17 protein-coding genes are annotated in these 23,404 nt (G+C 70.6%); 4 read left to right on the top strand and 13 right to left on the bottom strand.

Annotated features, from left to right (window positions below; genetic code table 11):
* The first annotated feature begins 2 nt into the window (after positions 1-2).
* Genes fcl through J2W78_RS05655 form a run of 3 tightly spaced genes read left to right on the top strand, consistent with a single transcriptional unit; the run spans position 3 to position 2,996 of the window.
* The gene (gene fcl, locus J2W78_RS05665) at positions 3-941 is read left to right on the top strand and encodes a GDP-L-fucose synthase (RefSeq protein WP_253368765.1); all 939 of its coding nucleotides are present in this window, start codon (positions 3-5) and stop codon (positions 939-941) included.
* Positions 934-1,812, top strand: a complete 879-nt coding sequence (locus J2W78_RS05660; RefSeq protein WP_253368763.1) for a WecB/TagA/CpsF family glycosyltransferase — start codon at positions 934-936, stop codon at positions 1,810-1,812. Before fcl ends, J2W78_RS05660 begins: the two co-directional genes overlap by 8 nt.
* A gap of 11 nt (positions 1,813-1,823) precedes the next feature.
* Complete coding sequence (locus J2W78_RS05655) at positions 1,824-2,996, top strand: glycosyltransferase (RefSeq protein ID WP_253368761.1); 1,173 nt, start codon at positions 1,824-1,826, stop codon at positions 2,994-2,996.
* 183 nt (positions 2,997-3,179) lie between these two features.
* On the opposite strand, the gene J2W78_RS05650 is transcribed toward J2W78_RS05655, so the two are convergent.
* From J2W78_RS05650 to J2W78_RS05610, 9 genes are all read right to left on the bottom strand, one after another.
* Positions 3,180-3,347, bottom strand: coding sequence for a hypothetical protein (locus tag J2W78_RS05650; protein WP_253368759.1), 168 nt, complete (start codon positions 3,345-3,347; stop codon positions 3,180-3,182).
* A 112-nt stretch (positions 3,348-3,459) separates the two neighbouring features.
* Positions 3,460-6,036 carry a condensation domain-containing protein gene (locus J2W78_RS05645; protein WP_253368757.1) on the bottom strand — a complete coding sequence of 859 codons (2,577 nt, stop codon included), beginning with the start codon at positions 6,034-6,036 and terminating at the stop codon, positions 3,460-3,462.
* A gap of 11 nt (positions 6,037-6,047) precedes the next feature.
* Positions 6,048-9,512, bottom strand: coding sequence for a non-ribosomal peptide synthetase (locus J2W78_RS05640; protein WP_253368756.1), 3,465 nt, complete (start codon positions 9,510-9,512; stop codon positions 6,048-6,050).
* 330 nt (positions 9,513-9,842) lie between these two features.
* Complete coding sequence (locus J2W78_RS05635) at positions 9,843-11,072, bottom strand: hypothetical protein (protein ID WP_253368754.1); 1,230 nt, start codon at positions 11,070-11,072, stop codon at positions 9,843-9,845.
* A gap of 92 nt (positions 11,073-11,164) precedes the next feature.
* A complete protein-coding gene (locus tag J2W78_RS05630; RefSeq protein ID WP_253368753.1) occupies positions 11,165-11,695 on the bottom strand; it encodes a SixA phosphatase family protein in 531 nt (176 codons plus the stop codon).
* Positions 11,692-12,672 (bottom strand): aldo/keto reductase, encoded by a 981-nt coding sequence (locus tag J2W78_RS05625; protein ID WP_253368751.1) that lies wholly within the window; start codon positions 12,670-12,672, stop codon positions 11,692-11,694. Before J2W78_RS05625 ends, J2W78_RS05630 begins: the two co-directional genes overlap by 4 nt.
* A gap of 58 nt (positions 12,673-12,730) precedes the next feature.
* Entirely contained in the window at positions 12,731-13,582 is an 852-nt protein-coding gene (locus J2W78_RS05620; RefSeq protein WP_253368749.1) for an AAA family ATPase, read from the bottom strand.
* 94 nt (positions 13,583-13,676) lie between these two features.
* On the bottom strand, positions 13,677-14,330 hold the full coding sequence (locus tag J2W78_RS05615; protein ID WP_253368747.1) for a hypothetical protein: 654 nt from the start codon (positions 14,328-14,330) through the stop codon (positions 13,677-13,679).
* Positions 14,331-14,354: 24 nt separating this feature from the next.
* A complete protein-coding gene (locus J2W78_RS05610; RefSeq protein ID WP_253368745.1) occupies positions 14,355-15,593 on the bottom strand; it encodes an ATPase in 1,239 nt (412 codons plus the stop codon).
* A 306-nt stretch (positions 15,594-15,899) separates the two neighbouring features.
* Between J2W78_RS05610 and J2W78_RS05605 the strand changes: the two genes are divergently transcribed.
* Complete coding sequence (locus J2W78_RS05605; RefSeq protein WP_253368743.1) at positions 15,900-17,792, top strand: cation:proton antiporter domain-containing protein; 1,893 nt, start codon at positions 15,900-15,902, stop codon at positions 17,790-17,792.
* 18 nt (positions 17,793-17,810) lie between these two features.
* Here J2W78_RS05605 and murD read toward each other — a convergent pair whose 3' ends face one another.
* The 4 genes from murD to J2W78_RS05585 all read right to left on the bottom strand — a co-directional run bounded on the left by murD (position 17,811) and on the right by J2W78_RS05585 (position 23,343).
* On the bottom strand, positions 17,811-19,178 hold the full coding sequence (gene murD / locus J2W78_RS05600; RefSeq protein WP_253368741.1) for a UDP-N-acetylmuramoyl-L-alanine--D-glutamate ligase: 1,368 nt from the start codon (positions 19,176-19,178) through the stop codon (positions 17,811-17,813).
* Between the two features lie 22 nt (positions 19,179-19,200).
* Positions 19,201-20,283: a phospho-N-acetylmuramoyl-pentapeptide-transferase gene (gene mraY, locus J2W78_RS05595; protein WP_253368739.1), complete on the bottom strand. Its 1,083-nt coding sequence runs from the start codon at positions 20,281-20,283 to the stop codon at positions 19,201-19,203.
* 106 nt (positions 20,284-20,389) lie between these two features.
* Positions 20,390-21,853: a UDP-N-acetylmuramoylalanyl-D-glutamyl-2,6-diaminopimelate--D-alanyl-D-alanine ligase gene (locus J2W78_RS05590; RefSeq protein ID WP_253368737.1), complete on the bottom strand. Its 1,464-nt coding sequence runs from the start codon at positions 21,851-21,853 to the stop codon at positions 20,390-20,392.
* Positions 21,850-23,343, bottom strand: a complete 1,494-nt coding sequence (locus J2W78_RS05585) for a UDP-N-acetylmuramoyl-L-alanyl-D-glutamate--2,6-diaminopimelate ligase (protein ID WP_253368736.1) — start codon at positions 23,341-23,343, stop codon at positions 21,850-21,852. Before J2W78_RS05585 ends, J2W78_RS05590 begins: the two co-directional genes overlap by 4 nt.
* Positions 23,344-23,404: the final 61 nt, after the last annotated feature.

Raw genomic sequence — 23,404 nt, 5'->3', positions numbered from 1 at the left:
CGATGTACAGTTTGGCGGGCAAGACCGTTTTCGTGGCCGGACATCGCGGCCTCGTCGGCAGCGCCCTGGTGCGGCGGCTGGAGGGTGAGGGTTGCGAGATCCTCACCGCCACCCGCGTGGAACTCGACCTGTGCGATCAGGCCGCCGTGCGGACCTGGATGCGAGATCGACGGCCCGACGCGGTGTTCCTGGCCGCGGCCAAGGTCGGCGGGATCCTCGCCAACGCGACCTATCCAGCGGACTTCCTCTACGAGAACCTGATGATCGAGGCCAACGTCATCGAGGCGGCCTTCCGCGCCGATGTCGGCAAGCTGCTGTTCCTCGGATCGAGCTGCATCTACCCGAAATTCGCCGAGCAGCCGATCGTCGAGTCTAGCCTGCTCACCGGCTCGCTGGAACCGACCAATGAGTGGTACGCGGTCGCCAAGATCGCCGGGATCAAGCTCGCCCAGGCCTACCGCCAGCAGCACGGCCGCGACTTCGTTTCGGCGATGCCGACCAATCTCTACGGGCCGGGCGACAATTTCGACCTCAATTCAAGCCACGTCCTGCCCGCCCTGATCCGCAAGGCGCACGAAGCCAAGCGCAACGGGGCCGAGGAGATGGTGATCTGGGGCACCGGATCGCCGCGCCGGGAGTTCCTGCACGTCGATGACTGCGCCGATGCCTGCGTCCACCTGATGAAGACCTACTCGGAGGCCGAGCACGTCAATGTCGGCTCGGGCGAGGATATCCCGATCTACGACCTGACCCGCCTTGTCTGCGACGTCGTCGGGTTCGAGGGGGAGATCGTGCGCGATCCGAGCAAGCCCGACGGCACGCCGCGCAAGCTGATGTCGGCGGATAAGCTGCGCGGCCTCGGCTGGGCACCCAAGGTTCCGCTGCGGGACGGCGTCGCCGCGACCTATGCGTGGTTCCAGGAGCACGTCGCCGATGCCTGAGATCGAGGGAAGCCTGCCTATGAGCGATGCCGTGGCCATCCCGGCGTCTGGGCCCTACGCGCTCCGGATCAACCGGAACGATCCCTATCTCGTCCAAGCGGATGGGCCGGCGGCGCACCGTCTCCCGGCGACCCGCATCCTCGGCGTGCCGGTCAGCGTTATCGACATGCCGTTCGCTGTCCGTACCCTCATCGGCTGGGCGCGGGCGCGGCGCACCAGCATGGTTTGCGTGCGCGACGTGCACGGCATCATGTGCGCCCAGGACCAGCCCGACCTGAGGGCCGCGCACGAGCGGGCGAGCATGATCACCCCGGACGGCGCGCCGCTCACCATCATCAGCCGCTTCTTCCGCGCGCACGGCACCGGCCGCGTGCCGGGCCCGTCGCTGATGGAGGAGATGTTCGCGGCCACGCAGAATATCGGAATCCGCCACTATCTCTACGGCGGCAAGGAGGGCGTGGCCGAAGAGGTCGCGGCGAATTTCGCCCGCAAATATCCTGGCAGCGAGGTCTGCGGCCTTGCCTGCCCGCCCTTCGGCGCCGTCGCGCCCGATCTCGACGCGCGGCTCACCGATGCGATCAAGGCGGCCGAGCCGCACATCGTCTGGGTCGGCATGTCGACGCCGAAACAGGACATCTGGATGAACGATCACCTCGACCGTTTGCCGGGCATGGTGCTGATCGGTGTCGGCGCCGCCTTCGATTTCCATTCCGGTGCGGTGAAGCGGGCGCCGAAACTCATGCAGGTGCTCGCTCTCGAATGGCTGCACCGGCTCCTGAGCGAGCCCCGGCGGCTATGGCGGCGCTACCTCGTCATGGCACCGGTCTTCCTATGGAAGATGGCGCGGCAGCCCGAGCCGCGCCGGTCGTAAGGAGCCGTCCGTTGCGCGTCCTCATCGTCCACAACCACTACCAGATCCGGGGCGGCGAGGACGCGGTGGTGGAGCATGAGGCCGCGGCTCTCGCGGGCGCCGGCTGCACGGTCGAGACGCTGGCCTTCCACAACGACGAGATCCGTACGCCGCTGGACCGCCTTCGCACGGCGTTCGAGGCGCCGCACGCGCCCCGCGGCGTCGCTCGTGTGGTCGAGGCGGTGGAGCGCTTCCGGCCCGATGTGGTCCACGCCCACAACACCTTTCCGCTCGTGTCGCCCGCCATGCACGGGGCGGTGCGGATGCTCGGCCCGGTGACGGTACAGACGCTGCACAATTTCCGCCTCGCCTGCGCCGGCGCCATGCTGATGCGCGACGGCGCCCCCTGCGAGACCTGCCTCACCGGCTCGTCCTACGCGGCGGTGCGCCATGGCTGCTACCGCGGCTCGCGGCTCGGCACGTTCGCCGTGGCGCGGATGATCGACCGGCACCGCCGCACCGGCACCTGGACGCGTGACGTCGATGCCTTCGTCGCGCTGACCGAGTTCGCCCGCGGTCGTTTCATCGCGGCGGGTTTGCCCGCGCACCGCATCTTCGTGAAGCCCAACGGCCTGCCCGATCCGGGGCTGCCGGACGACGGCCCGCGCGAGGGAATCCTGTTTGCCGGCCGCCTCAGCCCCGAGAAGGGCGTCGAGATCCTGAAGGGGGCCGCTGCACGCCTCACCGCACCGGTCGATGTCGCGGGCGAAGGCCCGCTGCGCGAGATGCTGGAGGGGGCGCCGGGGCTCAATCTGCTCGGCGCCCTGCCCCGTGCGGAGATGCGGGCGCGGATGGGCCGGGCGCTCGCCCTCGTCGTACCCTCGCTCTGGTACGAGGGTCTGCCGATGGTCGTGGCCGAGGCCTATGCGGCGGGCACGCCGGTCATCGCCTCGCGGATCGGCGCGCTCGCCGGTCTGGTCGAGGACGGCGTAACGGGCCTGTTGGTGACACCGGGCGATCCGGCCGAGCTTGCAGGGGCCATCGAGCGGCTGCGTGCCCGGCCCGAGGAAGCCCGGCGGATGGGCGCGGCCGCCCGTGCCGCCTACCTGCGCGACTGGACCGAGACGGCGACGACCGCCACGCTGCTGACGGTTTACCGAAGGGCGCTCGCTGCGCGGATGCGGGACGGGCGCGCCATCGCGTGAAGACGTGTGAACCCGGTTCGGTCGTGCCCGCACGAGCAGGTCCGAGGATCATCGCTGCGGATCCCGCCCGACCTTTCTCTGCGAGAGCACCCTCCTGGATATCGGATCCTGCAGGATGCTCTAGCTTCTTGTTTCTGCGCCCTCTTTTTCCGAAAGCCGGCAATCACCTTTCGGGATGATGCTCTAATCCAGCGACAGGTAGCGCCACCGCTGCTTTTCGAGTTCGGACAACACCTGTTCCGGTTCGGGGCCGTCTTCGTATGGGGCGTTCTTGAGTTCGTGGAGAAGGAACAGCATCGCGAGCAATCCGACGACGACCGCACCACAGATCACCAGCGACAGGCTCGTCATCGTTCCCCGCTTATCGTTACGTTTTTGTTAACCCAAACTACGCCCGGCCGAAATCGGATTGCAAGCGGATCAGTGTTCGCTTTTCGCGTGTGCGGAGGGCAAGCGGGCAGGATCACCGGCACGCCATCAGGCTGATCTTGGCCGCCATCACCCGGCAGCCGGCGGGGGAGAACGCGCCCTCGTGGCCGAAGCCCGGAACGCTGACGCTCTCGCCATTCTCGGCATAGGCTTGCCAGCCGAGCAGCGGGTCGAGCGCGGGGCCGACCGGAACGCTCTCGCTGCGGACGATCAGCACCGGCCCTGAATGGGGGCGCGGCTCGTAGGACAGGGCGAGCGCGTCGAGTTCGTCCGTCAATTGCCAGAACGCGTCCTCCGGGCTCGGGGAGGCGAGCCCCACCTGGTTCAGGGCGCGCCGCAACCCGCGCCAGGCGCGATGCGAGCGGAGCCAGAGATGGGCCCGCGAGCCGAGGTAGCCGATGCCATCGCGGCGCACGTGCCGGATGAGCGCGGCGAGCCGGCGGCGCCGGTAAGCCGCCATGACCCGGATGCGCGCGAGCGGCTCGCGGCGCCTGACATAGCCGGGCTCCCAGCAATCGATGAGGACGACGAGGGCGACGTCCCGGCCGCTCTGCGCGAATTGCCGGGCGATCTCGAAAGCCAGGACGCCCGAGCGGCAGAACCCGATGAGGCGGATCGGCCCTTGCGGCTGGGCGGCATCGATCGCATCGCGATAGGCGCCGGCCAGCCGCTCCAGGGTTTCCTCGTGGGGCGGAACCCGGCTTTCCAGTTGGAGCGTGGCGAAGGGATGGTCCGCCCCCAGGGCCTCGGACAAGGGCCGGTAGAGTTCCTGATCGGCCGCGGCGTGGTGGATTGCGGTGAAGCCGGGCCGCGCCTGCGCGGTCGGCGGTGGTTCCTGAAGCGAGCGGTGCCGCACGCCCGCCGCCGCCGCCTCGCCGTCCAGCAACGCACACAGCCGCGCGACCGTGCCCGCTTCGAAGAACGACCAGAGCGGAACAGTTCGGCCCGTCGCCGCCTCGATCCGGGCGACGACGCGGGCCGCCAGCAGCGAGTGGCCGCCCGCCGCGAAGAAATCCTCGTCGTCGGACAGGTCGGGGCGGCCGAGCATCTCCCGCCAGATCGCGCGTATCTCGGGCAGAAGCGCGTCGGGTGCCTCGCCTACCGAGGGGGACGCCGTCTCACGGGCAGGTGCCGCATCCGTCGTCGTCCACCCGAGCGCCTCCACCGCCTCCCGGCGGCGGCCTCCCGGGGAAGCCTCCTCACACTCGGCAGCGACCCTTTCCCCGCCTCTTCCAAGGGGGGTCGGATCGGGCAGCCGCGCCCCGACCGCTGCGCGGGCGGCCTGCTCGAAATCCGCGAGCAGGCCGGCAACGGTCTGCGCCGTGTAGAGGCCGGCATCGTATTCGCAGATCAGGCGCCAGCCGGCTTCGCTCGGCGCGAGTTCCAGATCGAGGTCGAAGAAGCTGCCGGTGGCAGCATAGTCGAGATCGACGAGGCGGATCGAGGCCGGCTCCGCGACCGAGGACCCGCCGGATGGCGTCGCCTGGGGCGTCGGCCGCATCCGGACGTTGACAGAGACCAGCGGCGGCCGCAGCCCGTCGCGGCAGGGGGCCAGCGCCTGCACCACTCGGTCGAAGGGGGCGAGCGCGTGGTCGCAGGCGTCGAGGATCGTCCGGCGCGTCGCCGCCAGCCGCTCGGCGAAGCTCTGCTCCGCTTCGACATGGGTTCGAAGCACCAGCGTGTTCACGAAGGTGCCGACGACCCCTTCCAGTTCGATCTCGTCGCGCCCCAGCACCTGCGTGCCGATGGCGATGTCTCTGCGCCCAGTGCGCGCGCTCAGGAGCGCGAAAAGAATGGTGCAGGCAAGGACGAAGGGGGTAGCGCCCTGCGCCCGCGCGCACGCCTCCATACGGGCGCCGAGATCCGCGGAGAGTGAGCGGGTCTCGGCGGCGAAGCGGCGCTCCCGGCCGGGGCGGCGGGGATGATCCGGCGGCAGTTCGAACGGCGTGAGATCGCGCAAGGATTGCGCCCAGAACGCGAGGTCGCGTTCCGCGGCCTCGGCGAGGGCCGGGGAGATCTCCCATTCCGCGAAGTCGGCATAGTGCAGGGCCGGCGGCGCCAAAGATGGTGCCTGTCCCCGGATCAGGGCGCCGTAGATCGCGACGAACTCGCGGGCCAGCACCACCATCGACCAGCCGTCGCAGGCGCTGTGATGGGCGGTGACGAGCAGCAGGGAATCGCCGCGCCCGAGCCGCAGCAGCGTCACCCGCAGGAGCGGCGCGCGGGCCAGATCGAACGGTTTCACGGCCTCCGACTCGGCGATGACCTGCGCCTCGTCCAGGCGGTCGCCGGGCAGGCCGGAGAGGTCGATTTCGGAGAAGGCGAGAGGCACCGTCGCGGCGATCCGCTGAGCCGGCCGTCCGCCCTCCCCGATGATCGCGGTGCGCAAAGCCTCGTGCCGTTCGAGGAGAAGGCGGAAGGCTCGGGTCAGGATCTCGGCATCGAGCCGACCGGCGATGCGCCAGCGGGCGGCGACGTGCAGACTTGGATCGCCTGGCCGCAACTGGTCGAGCAACCAGAACCGCGTCTGGCTGTGGGAGCAGCGGGCGGTGAAGGCGTCACCGTGAACCTCGCCGGGCGCGGCCGGCGATTCCTGCGTGAAATGCCGCATTCCGCCCGCCCCTACGCCTGACCGACCGCGGCGCGGTCGGCGTCGGCGGGCCGGGGACGCCGGATCGAGGGGATCGGCGCGCGCGCGGCGGCCGGTGTCTCTCCCCCCTCCCCGCGACGCCCGCGCAGCAGGGCCGCGACCCGGGCGATGGTGCGTTCCTGGAACAGGTCGCCGGCCCCGAGCGGCAGGTTCTCGCGCCGCGCCCGCGCGACGATGCGGAACACGCTGAGCGAGTCCGCCCCGAGCGCGATCAGGTCGTCGTCGCGCGCGATCACGGCGAGCCCCAGCACCTCCCGCCAGATCGCGTCCAGGGTCGCCTCGAGACCGTCATCGGACACCGGAGCCGGAGCGGGCTTGAGGGGAAGCGGGATCGCGGCGGCCGGCTCGGCGAGGCTGGCGGGCCGGGCCTCGGGTGGGGGCAGCGCCCGGCGGTCGACCTTGCCGCTCGCCGTCAGCGGTAGGGCCGATAGCCGGACCCATTCGGCGGGGATCATGTAGTCCGGGAGTTCGCGGGCGAGCGCCGCGCGCAGGTTCCGCAAGGTGGGCGCTGCCTCGCCCTCGGGGCGGACGAAGTAGCAGACGAGGCGATCCTCGCCGCGTGCGTCGGGGCGCAGCACCACGACGGCGTGCAGCCCGGTCTGGCGCAGCAGCACCGCCTCGATCTCAGCGGGCTCGATCCGGTAGCCGCGCAGCTTGATCTGGTGGTCGGCCCGCCCCAGGATCTCGACGCGCCCGTCCGGCCGGTAGCGGGCCCGGTCGCCGGTCCGGTAGAGCCGCGCGCCGGCGCATTCCGGCAGGGGGCTCGCGACGAAGCTCCGCTGCGTCAGGTCCGGCCGTCCGAGATAGCCGCGGGCGAGCCCGATCCCGCCGATCAGCAATTCGCCCGTGACCCCGACCGGCACCGGCTCGCCCTGTGCGTCGAGGATGAACAGGCTGGTGTTGTCGATCGGCCGCCCGACCGTGACCGTCGCCTCTGCCGGATCGATCCGCGCGGCCGAGGACCAGATCGTCGTCTCCGTCGGCCCGTAGAGGTTCCAGAGTTCGCCCCCGCCTTCGGTCAGGCGCCGGGCCAGATCGAGCGGAAGAGCCTCGCCGCCGCACAGCATCTTGAAGCCGTGACGGGAGCGGAACCCCGCCTCCAGCAGGAGCCGCCACGTCATCGGTGTGGCCTGAAGCATCGTGGCCTCGCTGCGATCGAGGCGTGCGAGGAGGGCGTGGCCGTCGCGGGCCTCCTCGGCGGAGGCGAGCACGATCCGAGCGCCGCGGATCAGCGGCAGCAGCAGTTCGAGCCCGGCGATGTCGAAGGTCACCGTTGTCACCGCCAGGAGCCGGTCGTCGCGGACGATCCCCGGTGCACGCGCCATGGAGAACAGCAGGTTCGAGAGGCCACGGTGGAGCACCTCGACACCCTTCGGCGCGCCGGTCGTGCTCGACGTGTAGATCAGGTAGGCGGCCCGCTCCGCCGGCACCCGCGGGAAACGGGTCGGCGCCGGCCTGTCGAGACGATCGACCTCGATGACCTGCGGGACGCCCTCGGGCATGAGCGCCCGGTCGGCCGCAAGCGTGAGCATCGCGCCGATCCCGGCATCGGCGACGATCCCCGCGCGGCGGGCGGGCGGCATGGCCGGGTCGAGCGGAACATAGGGGATACCGGCGCGCAGCGCGCCGAGCATCGCCGCGACGAGGCCGGGCGAGCGGCGCATGAGCAGGCCGACGCGGGCTCCCTCGGGTAGAGCGCTCGCTTGCAGCGCCCCCGCGACACGATCGGCCCAGCGGTCGAGGGCGCCGTAGGAGACGGCCTCCTCGCCGAAACGGATCGCGATCCGGTCCGGGTCGCGCCGGGCATGAAGTCTGAAGGCCCGCATCGCCCCGACTTCGAGCGGATGCGCCGTTTCGGTCGCGTTCCAGGCCACCAGCATGGTCTGCCGCTCGGCCGCATCGAGCAGCGGAACGCGCCCGACCGGCTGCGCGGGATCGCGGGCGAGATGCCCGAGCAGGGTGAGGTAGTGCCCGATCCAGCGTTCGATCGTGGCCGGCTCGAACAGGGTGCGGTTGTAGGTGGCTTCAAGGGTCAGTCCGTCGGCCGTCTCGGTGAGGCTGACGGTGAGCTCGAAGGTCGAGAAGCGCTTCGGCGCGGGTGCGAGGGTGCCACGCAGGCCCGCCCCGAAATCGATGGCGTCGGGCAAGCGCTGGAGGTTGAACTGCACCTGCGCCAGCGGCGGGCGCGCCGGATCGTGCGGCCGGTCGAGGTGGCGCAGTAGCCGCCCCAGGGTGCAGTCAGCGTGGGCGGCGGTCTCGGCCAGGGTCGCGCCGGTACGGGCAAGATGGGCCGCGAAGGGCTCGTCCGGGTCGAACCGGGCCCGCAGCGGCAGGAAATCGGCGTGGTGCCCGACGAGGTCCGGCTCGCCGAGGCGCGGCTGGCCCGCCATCGGTATGCCGACAACGAGGTCGTCCTGCCCCGAGAGCCGCGCGAGGAGCACTTGGAAGGCCGCGAGCAGCGTCGCGTTCAGCGTCTGCCCCTGGCGCGCGGCGAGCGCCTTCAGCGCGGCGACGAGCAGCGGCGGCAGGGCAGCACTTCGCGTGTCGCCGGCAAAGCCGCGCAGCTTCGGCCGTGGATGATCGGTTGGTAGGTCGAGCGGCTCGGGCAAACTCGCGTACAGCCCGGCCCAGTAATGCAACGCCAGGTTCGCCTCCGCCTCCGATGGAGCAGGTCCATCGGCATGCGGGGCTGGCGTCTGCCGCTCCGGCGCGGCGCGGTAGGCGTTTCCGATCGCGTCGGCCAGGACCGCGAAGGACCAGCCGTCGCAGGCGATGTGGTGGGCCGAGAGGACAAGAACGTGACGCCGCTCGCCGAGGCGGACGAGGTCGGCCCGCGCCACCGGGCCGGCGACGGGATCGAACGAGAGGCCCGCTTGCGCGTGAAGGTGAACCGCGAGAGCGGCCTCCGGATCGGATTGCCCTGCAAGATCGATCCATCGCACCGGCACGACGCCAGCGGGATCGATCCGCACGGTCTCGCCGCTCGGCGAGAAGCGGCTGCGCAGGGCGCCGTGGCGACCGAGCACCACGCGCACGACGGAGAGAAGCCGCTCGGCGTCGAGCGGGCCGTCGAGCCGCAGGGTGACGATCTCGGTCATCGCAGCATTGGCGTCGGCGCCGAACTGCGCTGCGAGCCAGATCTCGGCCTCCCTGTCGGTCAGCGGCCGCTCTGCCCCGCGATCCGCCATCGGCGGAGCCGGGGATGCCTGTGGCTCGGGCCGGCCCACCTGCGCGGCCGTGAAGGTCAGCGCGAGCGTCCGAAGCTGCTCTTCCACCACGCGGCACACAGCATCGAGCTGATGCCGGAAGACCTCCTGCAACGTCTCCGACGTCGGCGCGGCGAGCGGAACGACCGGCCGCCCCTCCCCGCCCGAGCCGGGCGCGGCGTAACGGGCCGGGATCGCCTGGAAAACAGCCTCGCCGTCGATGCAGGACATCCCGATCCTCGTCTGGCCGTGCGGCTCATCGGCGAAGGCCGGGCATCCCTCACCGGACGCCAGCCGCGCCGCCGGGTCGGAACCGGGCGCTCTCGACGATCGGGCGTCCAATGAGGCACACCTGCCTTCGCGTCACGAGCAGGAGGGTCATCGCGTCGCCGGAGATGTGCAGGCCGGTGTTTCACCCGGCTTCCCGCGAGCCCCCGAGAGACGTCTTGACGACCATATCAGCGGGACGGCGACGATCATCTGCCTCCTTGGGAGTAGTGCTTCTCCGCTCCGCGCAGGGTCATCGCGCGGGGGCAGGTCGGCGCCTCACGAGGCGCAGTCCTACAAGGCGGAGGTCGGCCGCGCCTCCGACGAAGCAGTTCCGGAGAGGCGCGCCTCCAGCCGCTCGATCGCCGCGCTTACCAGGGCCTTCGAGGCGTGAAGCGTGCCGAGTTCGACCGAGGACATCGCCAGCAGCACCGGCAGGAGGTTGCCGTTCGGCCGGCCATCGTCGTGGAACAGGCGCAGATCGTCGTCGGGCTTGAGGCCGACGCTGCCGGCGATTCGCGCGGCGTAGTTGCGAATGCGCGTCTCGTCGTTGGCGCAGACGGGGGCCGGGAGGCTGAGATCGAGCAGGCTACCCTTCGGCAGCGAGGCGGCGATCGAGGGCAGTGCCGCCGCTTCCGCCGCGAGCCGGTCGGGTGCCAGCAGGGCGGCGGGATTGGCCGCGCCGGAGGCGACGGGAGCGCGAGCTGATGCAATCGCTGCTGAAGGTCTAGCCGCGATCTGCGCGGTCGTCGGTGTCTCGATCACGCCCGTCGCGATGGCGGCGGGGGGCCTCGGCACGGAGACGGCCGATCGTGCCAGGGCGCGGGGCACCCGGCCAGGATGCCCGGCGAGCCGCGCCCGGGCCGACCACGGCTGCACCCGGAGCCCCGCGCCGGCACTCGGCGCGGCCCGCGCGACGCCGCCGCGCCCGTGCCGCGCGAGGAAACGGGCGCGCAGCGTTCCGCCGATGCCCTGCGGGGCGGTCGTCTTCGACACCGCGACTCCTGCGGCCTGTCGCGCTGGCCGCCGCGGCCCTCCCGTGGGCGCCGCAGCCGGGACGGGGCGAGCCGGGCCGCACTCGGCGGGTGCCCAGCGGCGCACGATGGCGAGGGCCGAGCGCCGGCCGTAGTCGCGCTGGTAGCGGCGGAGGAGCTGCACCGCCGCATCCGCTCCGTCGGCGGCGGTGGCAAAGCCGGTATGGCCCTCCGCGTCGCCCCCGAGTTCGCCGCTCCAGCGCGCCTGCTTGATGCACCAGTAATTGTTGAGCCGAACGCAGCGGGCGATGAAGCCGGGTTCGGTCGCCGCATGCCGGACGACGAAGGCGAGCGAGCCCGGCGCGAGGTTTTCGCCCGCCTGCTCCCGCCAGTTCGAGACGGCCCGTGCCACGAGGCTGAAGCTCGGCGCAGGCACGGGCGCCGCCTCGGCCGCGCGGGGCAAAGCCGGCAGGCGCGCCCGCGCGGCGTCGAGCGCGGGCTCGATCCGCGGCATCAGGATCGTCAGGGCAAGGAGCGTTTCGAGGAGCACGCCAGACTTCCCTCACGCGGTGTCAGCTCGGCTGTTCTCGTTGGGGAACGGCGCGAGGCGGGCAAGGGTTCTGTGACGGCTGCGGAAACCCCTCAATCGTCGTCCATGTCCGCCGCGAGCTGGCGCGGGTGCACGAAGCGCAGGAGACGCCCGGCGCCTGCGGCGATGTCCTCCCAGCCCTCCCCCTCGAACGCGAACACGGCGAGCGCCGCCGTTGGAAACTTCTCGCGCAGATCCTTCTGCAAGTCCTTCGGTCCCTGCCCCACGAGCCGCAGCGCAAGATCGCCGAGTCCGGGATTGTGGCCGATGACGAGCAGGGTCGCCGCCTCCGCCGGGGCGGAGCGGATTGCGTCGAGAATGCGCGCGGCCGGCGCCTCGTAGATCGAGGGCACCGTCTCCATCGGTGTCTCGGGAAGCTCGGCGCGTAAGGCGGCCCAGGTCTCCTGCGTGCGCCGGGCCGGTGAGACCATGACATGGTCGGGCGTCAGCGACTCGCGGGCGATGTAGGCGCCCATCAGCGGCGCCGCCTCCCGCCCGCGCCCATTGAGGGGGCGGTCGATATCGGCCACGCCTTGCGGGTAGGCGGATTTGGCATGACGCAGGAGAAGCAGGCGGCGCATCATTGAAAACCGACCACGGCGTGCGGAACGTAAGGGGCTTCGAGCCGTGCGATCTCGTCCTGGGTCAGCGTCAGGTCGAGGGCGGCGGCGGCATCGTCGAGATGCCCCGGCTTCGAGGCGCCGATGATCGGGGCGGCCACGCCCGGCCGCTGGATCACCCAGGCGAGCGCCACCTGCGCCCGCGGCACGCCGCGGTTCTTCGCCACCTCGGCCACCGCCTCGACCACCTGCCGGTCGGCGTCGACAGTGGCGTCATAGAGGTTCTTGCCGACGAGATCGCTCTCCTGCCGGGCGCTGCCGGCATCGAAGTCGCGGGTGAGCCGGCCACGGGCGAGTGGACTCCAGGGCAGCAGCGGGATGTTCTGGTCGGCACAGAGCGGGATCATCTCGCGCTCTTCCTCGCGGTGGAGCAGGTTGAGATGGTTCTGCATGGTGGAAAACCGCGTCCAGCCGTTGAGGTCGGCGGTATAGAGCGCCTTGGCGAATTGCCACGCGAACATCGAGGAGGCGCCGATATACCGGGCCTTGCCCGCCTTCACGACGTCGTGGAGCGCCTCCAGCGTCACCTCGATCGGCGTGGCGTAATCCCAGCGGTGGATCTGGTAGAGATCGACGTAATCGGTTCCGAGCCGCTTCAACGAGGCGTCGATTGCGGAGAAGATCGCCTTGCGCGAGAGGCCGCCGGCATTGGGCTGGCTCTTGAGCGGATAGTAGACCTTGGTGGCCAGCACGATGCTGTCGCGGTCGGCGTAGTCCTTGAGCGCCCGGCCGACGATCTCCTCGGAGGTGCCGTCGGAATAGTAGTTCGCCGTGTCGAAGAAGTTGATCCCGAGATCGAGCGCCCGCTTGATCAGCGGCCGGCTCTCCTCCTCCCGCATCGTCCACGGATGCGGTCCCCGCTCCGGCACGCCGTAGGTCATGCAGCCGAGGCAGAGGGGCGAGATGTCGAGGCCGGTACGGCCGAGTTTCTTGGTTTGCATAGGGTCGGTCACGCGGAGGCGGGTCGGAGCCGCTTAACTGGGGCGCCGCGGCGCTCCGTCACCCGCCCCGCCCCTCCCGGCGCATCATGAAGGCAAGCTTCTCGAACAGGCTCACATCCTGTTCGTTCTTCAGGAGCGCGCCGTGCAGCGGCGGGATCAGCTTGCGGCCGTCGCGCTCGCGCAGGGTCTCGGGCGCGATGTCCTCGGAGACGAGGAGCTTGAGCCAGTCGAGCAATTCGGAGGTCGAGGGCTTCTTCTTGAGGCCCGGCACCTCGCGGGTTTCCAGGAACACCCGCAAAGCCTCCTCGACGAGGCGGTGCTTGATGCCCGGATAGTGCACCTCGACGATGCGTTGCAGCGTCTCGGCGTCGGGGAACTTGATGTAGTGGAAGAAGCAGCGGCGCAGGAAGGCGTCCGGCAGCTCTTTCTCGTTGTTCGAGGTGATGATGACGATGGGGCGGATGTCTGCCCGGATCGTCTCGCCGGTCTCGTAGACGTGGAACTCCATCCGGTCGAGTTCGGTCAGCAGGTCGTTCGGGAACTCGATGTCGGCCTTGTCGATCTCGTCGATGAGCAGGACCGGCCGCTGCGGGGCGGTGAACGCCTCCCAGAGCTTGCCGCGGCGGATGTAGTTGGCGATGTCCGAGACCCGCGGGTCGCCGAGCTGCGAGTCGCGCAGCCGCGAGACGGCGTCGTACTCGTAGAGGCCCTGCTGCGCCTTGGTGGTGGACTTGATGTTCCACGTCAGCAGCGGCGCCCCGAGGCCGCGGGCGATCTCTTCGGCCAGCACCGTCTTGCCGGTGCCGGGCTCGCCCTTCACGAGGAGCGGGCGCTCCAGCACGATCGCCGCGTTGACCGCCGTGGTGAGATCGGGCGGCGCGACGTAGGACTCGGTTCCGGTGAAGCGCATGGAGCCTCGCGTCGGGAGGGGGATGAGGCGGACTAACCCGAGGCGGCGCGGATCGGCAACCGCTCGCGCGGCGGTCGATGCTCGAGGCGCTCCCCTACAACGTCTTCCCGTCGTGCCACACGCAGTTCGAGGCCAGGATCCCGAGGTTCACGTCCGACTTCTGCGGCTGGGGCAGCGTCTTGCCGTCCATGGCGAGGTCGATCTTGATCTCGACCTGTCCCTTCGTCTCGTTCGAGCGGCGGGAGAAGTAGCAGTATTGCTGGAACGGCCGCTCCTCGTTGGCCTTGAAGTTCCAGCCGGTCACGATCTGTCCGTCGAGATAGGGCACCTGCTTGAACACCGTGAAGGTCGTGTTGACCGGTGCCTGCGAGGCCGGGGCAGCATCGGTGCCGAGCTGCGCCTTGGTCGGCGTCGGCGCGGCGTTGGCCTTCTGCGCGGGCAGGCCTTCGAGCTTCAGGGTGTTGTCGGTGAGGGTGACCTCGCCCTTGGTCTTCAGCGTCACGTCGGAGAGCGCGGCCTGCATCGCGCTGGCGATCTTCTCGGCGGCCGAGTCGAACTGGTTCATGTAGGCATAGCCGTAGCAGGCCGCGCCGATGCCGATCCCGGCGAGCGCCGAGAAGGCGCCGGCGCCGATTGCCCGCAGCAGGAAGGCGCGGGCGAAATGCATCCGCGCCTCCGCCCGCAGACGGCCGTTGACGTGTTGTGCGAGCACGATGTTCTCGTGCGTGCCCTCGGTGTGGATGCTCATGGCCGGGCGCTCGACTGGAAGGGCTTACGCGGTGGCGCCGGTGGGGGCGTTGCCGGAGGTGTTGGCGGGCGGCGGGGGCGGCGGCACCACGGGCGCCGTGCGCCGCTCCAGCGGGATCACCGAGGCGTCCCGCGTCATCGGTCTCGGCTGGGCCAGCGCCATCTCCTGGCGCACGCCCTCGGCGATCGACGCGAGCAAGTAGGGCGTTGCCTCCGGGTTTACGGCGGCGCCGAGGTCGTCCTCGTCCATGAAGGTCTTGCGCACCGAGACCGCCGAGAGCGCCAGGATCGTCGAGGCGAAGGCGGCGCAGAGTGCGGGCACGAACACGAAGATGCGCAGGAAGGCGTGGACCTGCGCGTCGTTCACGTCGATCGGATCGACGCCGTAGACCATGGCCGTGAAGGAGTGGAGCTGCGAGCGGTTGACCGAGTTGCGGTAGGCCTGCTCGGCATCGGCCACCTTGCGGTCGGCAGCACCCCGGTCGAGGGCGGCGCGGGCCTTGCGGGCCTCTTCCAACTCCTTGACGATGGCGCCCCGGTCATTGCCCGCCTTGGCCACCGCGGCGTTGAGCGTCGCGGTGCGCGGGTCGGTGACGCATTTCAGGTTCGAGTAGCGCATGCCGCGGCTGTTGGTGCCGTAGACGCGCTCGCAGCGCTGCGCCGGCAAGCCCGCGAGCTGCGAGGCGTTCTCGGCCGAGCGCCGCTCGATCTGCTCCAGTTCCGTGGTGTATTGCTCGACCCGGGCGTTGGCCGCCGCGATGCGCGTGTCGATGCTGTCGCGGTCGGCCTGCGCGTCCTTGAGGGCGGTCTTGGCCTTGGCCGCGTCCATCAGGCGGGGATGGAACATCATCTCGCCGAGCTGCGACACCGACTTGGTGGTGACGCCCGCGGCGAAGATGATGCCGATGATCGCGAGCCCCTTCACGAACCACGAGCGCTGAGTACGCGCCAGGATGCCGAGCGGCACGCGGCATAGCTCCACCGCGGCGTAGACCAGCGGCGCCAGCAGCATAAAGTAGAACGCCCGGTCGTCACCGTCGCTGTAGGTGCCCGCGAACAGCCACGCGCCCCAGAGCGAGGCGCCGATCACCATGAACTCGACGAGATAGGCGATGGCGACGTAGCCCCACTTGACGCGGTAGCCACGCTCGATGTCGCGCTGGTGCTTCCAGCGCTGCTGGTCGAGCATCCATTCGCGCCGCTCGCGCTGCACGTCCCGGCTCGGAGGCGTGTCGGACAAGAATTTCATGGGCCAGAACTTCATGGGCCTCAGATCGCTGCGGGCCTCCGGCTGAGCGGCGGACCTGCCATCCCCTAACATCGGGTTACCCGAGCGTAAGGGCGTATTGTGCCGAAGTTGTGCCGACCGGGGCGATGAGCGGTGGATGGCGGCCCACAGCGATCAGGCCCGGTGAGCAGGTGCTGCGAAATCGGCGACTCGCCACGGAAAACGGTTGCTCCGCTGCGGGCTCGCCGCCCATGATGCGGCCGGCTCCTCCCGCGGCATCGAAGATGCAGGGAGACGGGCCGGACCCCTCTCCTCCTCTCCAGGCGTCAGCGTATCAGCCCGATGACCGACCCCGTGCAGGCCGGAACCCAGATCGCCGCGGAAGCCGGCGCGCATGCGGGCGGCTACCGGGAGGCGATCCTCTTTCTCGTCACCGCCGGCATCGTCGTGCCGCTGTTCCACCGCCTGCGGATCAGCCCGGTGCTCGGCTTCATCGGCGCGGGCGCCCTGCTGGGCCCGTTCGGCCTCGGGCGCTTCGCCGACGCGCATCCGTGGCTCGCGCCGTTCACCATCGGCAACCGCGCCGAGATCGCGCATCTGGCCGAGTTCGGCGTCATCTTCCTGATGTTCATGATCGGGATCGAGCTGTCCTGGGAGCGCCTGCGGGTGTTGCGCCGGCTCGTCTTCGGCCTCGGCGCGATCCAGGTGATCGCCTCCGCCGCGGTGATCGCCGTGATCCTCGTCGTCCTGGATCAGCCCGTGGCCGGGGCGGTGCTGGTGGGGCTCGCGCTCGCCCTCTCCTCGACCGCCGTGGTGCTCCCGGTGCTCGCCGAGCAGAAGCGGCTCGGCACGCCGGCCGGCCGCACCAGTTTCGCGATCCTGCTGTTCCAGGATCTGGCGGTCGCCCCGATCCTGTTCGCCATCGCCGTGCTCGGCCGCAAGGATGGCGGCGACCTCGGGGTCGCGCTCGCCCTGGCGCTCGGACAGGCGGCGATCGCGCTCGTGGTGATCGTCGTGGCCGGCCGGGTCGCACTGCGCCCGCTCTTTCATCTCGTCGCGCGCACCCGCTCGCCGGAACTGTTCATGGCGGCCTGCCTGCTCGTCATCGTGGCGACCGCCCTGGTCGCGGCGGGCAGCGGCCTGTCGATGACGCTCGGCGCCTTTGTCGCCGGCCTGCTCTTGGCCGAGACCGAGTATCGCCGCGCCATCGAGGCGACCATCGATCCGTTCAAGGGGCTCCTGCTCGGAGTGTTCTTCGTCTCGGTCGGCATGAATCTCGATCCGGCCCAGCTCATCGCGGCGCCGGGCGCGATCCTCGGCCTGTCGGTCGGGCTGCTCGTCATCAAGGGCGCCGTGGTACTCGTCGGCGCCCGCATCATGAAGCTGTCCCGTTCGGTCGCCCTGGAGGCCGCCCTGCTGATCGGCCCCGGCGGCGAGTTCGCCTTCGTGCTGATCGGCGGTGCGATGGCGACGGGGCTCGTGCCGGAGCCGGTGGGTGGCGCCGCTCTCATCGTCACCACCGTGACCATGATCGCGATCCCCGGCCTCGCCGCGCTCGCCCGCCGCATCGGCGGTCGCGCTTTGAGGCAGCAAACCGGTCCGGCGGAAGCGGAGCCGGTGCCGGAGCCGGAGCAGAATCGCGTGATCATCGCGGGCTATGGCCGGGTCGGGCGGCTCGTCGGCGAGATGCTCAAGCGCCACGCGATTTCGCACATCGCCCTCGATTCGGACCCCGCCCGCGTCGCCGAACAGCGTCGGCTCGGTAGCCCCGTCTATTTCGGTGATTCCGCCAACACGGAGATGCTGCGCCGCTGCGACATCGCCACGGCTCGCGCGCTCGTGGTGACCCTCGACAACCCCCGCGCCGTGGAGGCGGTGGTGCAGGCCGCACGCGCCGAGCGGCCGGACCTCACCATCGTCGCCCGCGCCCGCGACGCACGCCACGCCACACAGCTCTACGAGATGGGCGTCGACGACGCGGTGCCCGAGACGATCGAGGCCTCGCTGCAACTCTCGGAGGCCGTGCTGGTCGATGTCGGCGTGCCCATGGGCAACGTCATTGCCTCGATCCACGAGCGGCGCGACGAGTTCCGCACCATGCTGAAGCGGCGGGAAGCGGAGGCGCGGCCCGTCTTCCGCGCCCGCCGCACGGTCGGCAAAGGACGCGAGACGCCGTCCGAGGCCAAGGCCGCCGAACCGGCCCCGAGCCCGCGGCCCATTGGCAAGAGCGCCTGAGCGGGCTCCGGCCCGCCCTCAGGCGTCCGGCAGAGCGGCGACCAGACCACGAAACCGGTCGCCGCGGACCTCGAAGTTCGGGAACTGGTCGTAGGAAGCGCAGGCCGGCGACAGCAGCACGACGGGGGCCTCGGTTCCGGATGCCTGGGCGGCCCGCGCCGCCGCTTCGGTCGCGACCTCCAGCGTGTCGCAGCGGGTGAAAGGCAGGCGCCCGTCCAGCGTCGCGGCGAAGGCCTCGCTCGATGCGCCAATGAGGTAGGCGTGGGCCACGCGCTCGAACAGCGGTGCCAGCGGTTCGATGCCGCCTTCCTTCGCCTTGCCGCCGACGATCCAGTGGATGTCGCGGAAGGCCAGCAGCGCCTTCTCGGTGGAATCGGCGTTGGTCGCCTTGGAATCGTTGACGAACAGCGTCGGGCCGATCCGGCGCAGGGGCTCCATCCGGTGAGCGAGGCCGGGAAAGCTCGTCAGCCCCGCCGCGATCTCCGCGCCGGTGAGGCCGAGCCGGATCGCGGCGGCGACCGCGGCGGCGGTGTTCTGGAGGTTGTGGTCGCCGAGCAGCGCCTGGATGCCGGTGACTTCCGCGATCACGGCGCCGTCGGGCCCATGCACCGTACCGTTGGCGCCGACATAGTCGCCCGCCACGTCGCCGTGCCCCTCGACATGGAGGCGAATGCGCTCACCCGTATGGCGCGCGGCGATCGCTGCGCACGAGGTGTCATCGACGCCGATCACCGCGAGATCCGCGCCCGCTACCAGCCGCTCCTTGATCGCGGCGTAGTTCTCCATGGTGCCGTGACGGTCGAGATGGTCCGGCGTCAGATTGAGCAGGATGCCGACGCCGGGCTTGAGCGAGGGGGTCAGGTCGATCTGGAACGAGGACATTTCGACCACGTGGACGCGGTTTGCCGCCGGTGGCTCCAGCGACAGGATCGCGGTGCCGATATTGCCGCCCATCTGCACGTCGCGCCCGGCATGGCGCAGCAGGTGGGCGGTGAGCGCCGTGGTTGTGGATTTGCCGTTGGTACCGGTGATGGCCACGAAGGCTGCGTCGGGCGCCAGGGTCGCACGCTCGCGGCAGAAAATCTCGATGTCGCCGATGATCGGGATGCCGGCCTGCCGCGCCAGCCCCACCGTCCAGTGCGGCTCGGGGTGGGTCAGCGGCACGCCCGGCGCTAGCACCAGGGCTTCGAAGCCCGACCAATCGGCTTCGTTGAGATCGGTGACGGTGATGCCCTGCTCGCGGGCGCGGTCGCGGCTCCCCGCGTTGTCATCCCAGGCCAGCACGTCGGCGCCGCCGGCCAGCAGCGAGCGCACGGTGGCGAGCCCGGACCCGCCGAGGCCGAACAGGGCGACCTTCCGGCCGGCGAAGGTGGTGGCTGGGGTCATGGTTTGTATCTCTCGTCCCGGCTCAGCGCAGCTTCAGCGTGGCGAGCCCGACCAGCGCCAGGATGACGGCGATGATCCAGAACCGGATCACGACCTGCGGCTCCTTCCAGCCCTTCTGCTCGAAGTGGTGGTGGATCGGCGCCATGCGGAAGACGCGTTTGCCCGTGAGCTTGAACGAGACGACCTGGATGATCACCGACATGATCTCCAAGACGAACAGGCCGCCGACGATGGCGAGCACGATCTCGTGCTTGGCTGCCACGGCGATGGAGCCGAGCAGGCCGCCGAGTGCCAGCGAGCCGGTATCGCCCATGAAGATCTGCGCGGGCGGCGCGTTGAACCAGAGGAAGCCAAGCCCCGCCCCGATCACCGCGCCGCAGACCACGGCGAGTTCGCCGGTGTCGCGCACGTAGTTCACCTGCAGGTAGCCGGCATAGATGACGTTGCCGACGAGGTAGGCGATCACGCCGAAGGTGGCGCAGGCGATCATCACGGGGACGATGGCGAGCCCGTCGAGGCCGTCGGTGATGTTGACCGCGTTGCCCGCCCCCACGATCACGAAGGCGGCGAACGGCACCCAGAACCAGCCGAGGTTCAGCAATGTGTCCTTGAGGACCGGGAAGGCGAGCTGGTTCTGCAATCCGGCGGGCGAGTAGAGCGAGATCATCAGGCAGGCGGCGCCCGCGATCGCGAATTCGAGCAGCAGACGGAAGCGGCCCGAGAAGCCCTTGTGCGACTGCTTCGTCACCTTGAGGTAGTCGTCGTAGAAGCCGATCGCCCCGAAGCCGAGGGTCACCGCGAGCGTTACCCAGACGTAGTGGTTGTGCGGGTTGGTCCAGAGCAGGATCGAGACCACGGCGCCGGCCAGGATCATCAGGCCGCCCATGGTCGGCGTGCCGCGCTTGGTCAGGTGGGAGGCCGGGCCATCCTCGCGGATTGGCTGGCCCTTGCCCTGGCGCAGGCGCAGCAGCGAGATGATCCAGGGCCCGAACCAGAACACGAAGAAGCCCGCCGTGAACAGCGCGCCGCCGGTGCGGAAGGTGATGTAGCGGAACACGTTGAGGGGCGTGAGCGTGCCGCTCAGTTCCGACAGCAGATAGAGCATGCGTTCAGTCCGCCCGCGGCAGGTTCTTTGTCGACACGCCCGGCACGGCGTCGCGCGCGGCCGGATGGAACGGCCGGGCGCGAGGGCCCGGACGATGGAGTAAAGCTCAGCGAACCGCGTTCAGTGAGGCTTCGCGCGGGTCCGGCGCGACCGCGTAGCGGGCTTTGACCGCTTCGACAATGCGGACCATGCGCATGGAGTTGGAGCCCTTGACCATCACGGCATCGCACGGCTGCAGGGTCGCGAGGACGGCGTCGGTGACACCCTCGGCGGTCGGCGCGGCCGTCCCCCGCACCGGCATCGGCAGTGCCTCGAACAGGTGCGCCATCAGCGGGCCGACGGCGAAGACGCGATCGATGCCGTTCGCGGCGACCGCTTCCGCCAACTCGCGGTGCAGCGCTTCGCCGGCCGCGCCGAGTTCCTTCATGTCGCCGAGCACGGCGATGCGCCGCCCCTTGGCGCCGGTCTCGATCCCGGCGAGCGTCGCCAGGGCGGCGCGGATCGAGGCGGGGTTGGCGTTATAGCTCTCGTCGATCAGGAAGGCCTCGCCGTCTCCGATCCGAAGCGCCGTGCGCTCGCCGCGCCCGACCGGCGGCTTGAGGCTCGCCAGCGACAGGGCGGCGCGGGCGAGGTCGGCGCCCAGCGCGTGGATGCAGGCGAGCACGCCGAGCGAGTTCATTGCGACGTGCCGGCCCGGCGTGCCGAGCTGGTAGGTCAGGGGCACGCCCATCACGGTGGCGTCGACCACCGAGACGTCGGGCCGGGTCAGGATGCGGTGGGCGCGCACATCCGCCGCCGCGTGCTCGCCGAAGGTGATGACACGGCCCGCCCGCGAGGCGTGCGCGTGGGCGAGCAGCCGCTCGTAGTTCGGGTTGTCGCGGTTGATCACGGCGATGCCGCCGGGCTTCAACCCGGAAAAGATCTCGCCCTTGGCGTCGGCGATGGCGGAGAGCGAGCGGAAATGCTCGATATGCACCGGCTCGACCGTGGTGATCAGCGCTACGTCCGGCCGCACCATGGCGGTCAGCGGCAGGATCTCGGCGCCGTGGTTCATGCCGATCTCGAACACGCCGAAGCGGCTGGCCTCCGGCATCCGCGCCAGCGTCAGCGGCACGCCCCAGTGGTTGTTGTAGGAGGCGACCGAGGCGTGCGTGGCGCCTTGCGTCGAGAGCACGTGGCGCAGGGCTTCCTTGGTGCCGGTCTTGCCGACGGAGCCGGTCACGGCGACGATCGCCGCTCCCGTGCGGGCGCGGGCGGCGAGGCCCAGGCGACGCATCGCCTCCAGCACCGGATCCTCGCCCTCGCCCGGGACGGCGAGCACCGGGCCGACGCCCTCGAATTCCTTAGCACGCGCTTCCGCGACCACCGCCGCGCCGGCGCCCTTGTCCAGGGCAGCGCGCACGAAGTCGTGCCCGTCCCGCGCCTCGCCGCGGATGGCGAAGAACAGGTCGCCGGGCTCCAGGCTGCGGGTGTCGATCGAGGCGCCGGTGATGGCGCGCGCCGCGCCGATCAGGCGCCCGCCGGTGGCCGCCTCCAGGGCGGCAGGGGTCCAGAGGGGGGCGTCGGTCATCCGTTCAACTCCGCGATCGCGGCGCGCAGGGTGTCGTGATCCGAGAACGGGAGCACACGTGGCCCGACGATCTGGCCGGTTTCATGACCTTTGCCGGCCACCACCAGCACGTCGCCGGGCGCCAAGTCCCGCACGCCCGCGCGGATCGCCTCGGCCCGGTCGCCGATCTCCTCCGCGCCCGGTGCCGCGGCGAGGATGGCGGCGCGAATGGCAGCGGGCTCCTCGTTGCGGGGGTTGTCGTCGGTGACGATGACCCGATCCGCGAGGCGCGCGGCGATGGCGCCCATGATCGGCCGCTTGCCGGCGTCGCGGTTGCCGCCGCAGCCGAACACGACGACGAGGCGCCCGCTGGCAAAGGGGCGGAGCGCGCTCAAGACGTGTTCCAGCGCCTCCGGCTTATGGGCGTAATCGACGAGGCAGAGCCCGCCCTTCGCCTCGCCGATCCGCTCCATGCGGCCCGGCACGCCGGTGAGCCCTTCGAGCGCGGCGAAGACGCCGGCCGGATCGGCGGCCCCCGCCGCCGTCGCCAGGGCGAGGCCCGCCGCGACGAGGGCGTTCTCCACCTGGAAGCCGCCGACGAGCGGCAGGCGCACGCGGTACTCCCGACCGTCATGGGCGAGCGTCAGGCTCTGCGCAAAACCCTCCGTCCCGGCCTCGACGAGGCGGATGAATTCGCCGCCGCGCCCCGTGGTGCGGATGGCATGGCCGGCGGCATCGGCGACGCCGACGACGCGCTCGGCATAGGCGCCGTCGGCGTTGACGATGGCCGGGCGGCCCTTCGGCAGCAGCGTCGTGAACAGGCGGAGCTTGGCTTCCAGATAGTCCTCGATGGTGGGGTGATAATCGAGGTGGTCGCGGCCGAGATTGGTGAAGGCCGCGGCCGTCAGTTCCACCCCGTCGAGACGGCGCTGCTCGATGCCGTGGGAGGAGGCCTCCATCGCCAGATCGGTGATGCCCTCCTCGGCCAGACGCGCCAGGGTCTCGTGCAGCGTGACGGGGTCGGGCGTCGTCAGCGAGCCGTATTCCGCGCCCCGGTTCGTGACGATGCCGACGGTGCCGAGGCTCGCCGAGTCCCGGCCGAGGCGTGACAGGATCTGCCGCACGAAGTCGGCGACCGAACTTTTGCCGCTGGTGCCGGTGACCGCCACCACGGTCTCCGGTTGGCGCCCGGACAGGCGGGCGGCGGCGAGCGCCAGCGCCCGGCGGGCATCCGCGACTTCGATCCAGGCCGTCGATACGGCCAGGTCGTCCGGGCGCGTCCCCTCCCCGGCCACGGCGACCGCGCCGGCCGATCCGGCGGCGGCGGCAAAGCGGCGGCCGTCGGCGGCGGTGCCGGGAACAGCCACGAACACGCCGCCGGGTACGACCTTACGGCTGTCGGCGGTGAGGCCAGACACGGGCCGGCCGGCGATGGCGGCGTCCGCCTCCGGGAACAGGGCGCCAAGAGTTTGGTCGCCAAGAGTCCGGTCGTCAGGCGTCGGCTGGCTCATCGGCAAAACAATCCTCGGAAGCGTCCGTGCGGGTCAGGCCGTCTGTGTATGGGCCAAAGGC

This window comes from Methylorubrum extorquens, assembly GCF_024169925.1.
Classification (GTDB): Bacteria; Pseudomonadota; Alphaproteobacteria; order Rhizobiales; family Beijerinckiaceae; genus Methylobacterium; species Methylobacterium extorquens_A.
Note: the sequence above shows the minus strand (reverse complement) of the source record. Positions and strands in the feature narration are given on the sequence as shown.

What these genes read in the sequence shown, in the direction of transcription:
- fcl (WP_253368765.1), top strand. Translation starts at nt 3, where the DNA reads ATGTACAGTTTGGCGGGCAAGACCGTTTTCGTGGCCGGACATCGCGGC.
- J2W78_RS05660 (WP_253368763.1), top strand. Translation starts at nt 934, where the DNA reads ATGCCTGAGATCGAGGGAAGCCTGCCTATGAGCGATGCCGTGGCCATC.
- J2W78_RS05650 (WP_253368759.1), bottom strand. Translation starts at nt 3,347, where the DNA reads ATGACGAGCCTGTCGCTGGTGATCTGTGGTGCGGTCGTCGTCGGATTG.
- J2W78_RS05645 (WP_253368757.1), bottom strand. Translation starts at nt 6,036, where the DNA reads ATGCGGCATTTCACGCAGGAATCGCCGGCCGCGCCCGGCGAGGTTCAC.
- J2W78_RS05640 (WP_253368756.1), bottom strand. Translation starts at nt 9,512, where the DNA reads ATGTCCTGCATCGACGGCGAGGCTGTTTTCCAGGCGATCCCGGCCCGT.
- J2W78_RS05630 (WP_253368753.1), bottom strand. Translation starts at nt 11,695, where the DNA reads ATGATGCGCCGCCTGCTTCTCCTGCGTCATGCCAAATCCGCCTACCCG.
- J2W78_RS05625 (WP_253368751.1), bottom strand. Translation starts at nt 12,672, where the DNA reads ATGCAAACCAAGAAACTCGGCCGTACCGGCCTCGACATCTCGCCCCTC.
- J2W78_RS05620 (WP_253368749.1), bottom strand. Translation starts at nt 13,582, where the DNA reads ATGCGCTTCACCGGAACCGAGTCCTACGTCGCGCCGCCCGATCTCACC.
- J2W78_RS05615 (WP_253368747.1), bottom strand. Translation starts at nt 14,330, where the DNA reads ATGAGCATCCACACCGAGGGCACGCACGAGAACATCGTGCTCGCACAA.
- J2W78_RS05610 (WP_253368745.1), bottom strand. Translation starts at nt 15,593, where the DNA reads ATGAAGTTCTGGCCCATGAAATTCTTGTCCGACACGCCTCCGAGCCGG.
- J2W78_RS05605 (WP_253368743.1), top strand. Translation starts at nt 15,900, where the DNA reads ATGACCGACCCCGTGCAGGCCGGAACCCAGATCGCCGCGGAAGCCGGC.
- murD (WP_253368741.1), bottom strand. Translation starts at nt 19,178, where the DNA reads ATGACCCCAGCCACCACCTTCGCCGGCCGGAAGGTCGCCCTGTTCGGC.
- mraY (WP_253368739.1), bottom strand. Translation starts at nt 20,283, where the DNA reads ATGCTCTATCTGCTGTCGGAACTGAGCGGCACGCTCACGCCCCTCAAC.
- J2W78_RS05590 (WP_253368737.1), bottom strand. Translation starts at nt 21,853, where the DNA reads ATGACCGACGCCCCCCTCTGGACCCCTGCCGCCCTGGAGGCGGCCACC.
- J2W78_RS05585 (WP_253368736.1), bottom strand. Translation starts at nt 23,343, where the DNA reads ATGAGCCAGCCGACGCCTGACGACCGGACTCTTGGCGACCAAACTCTT.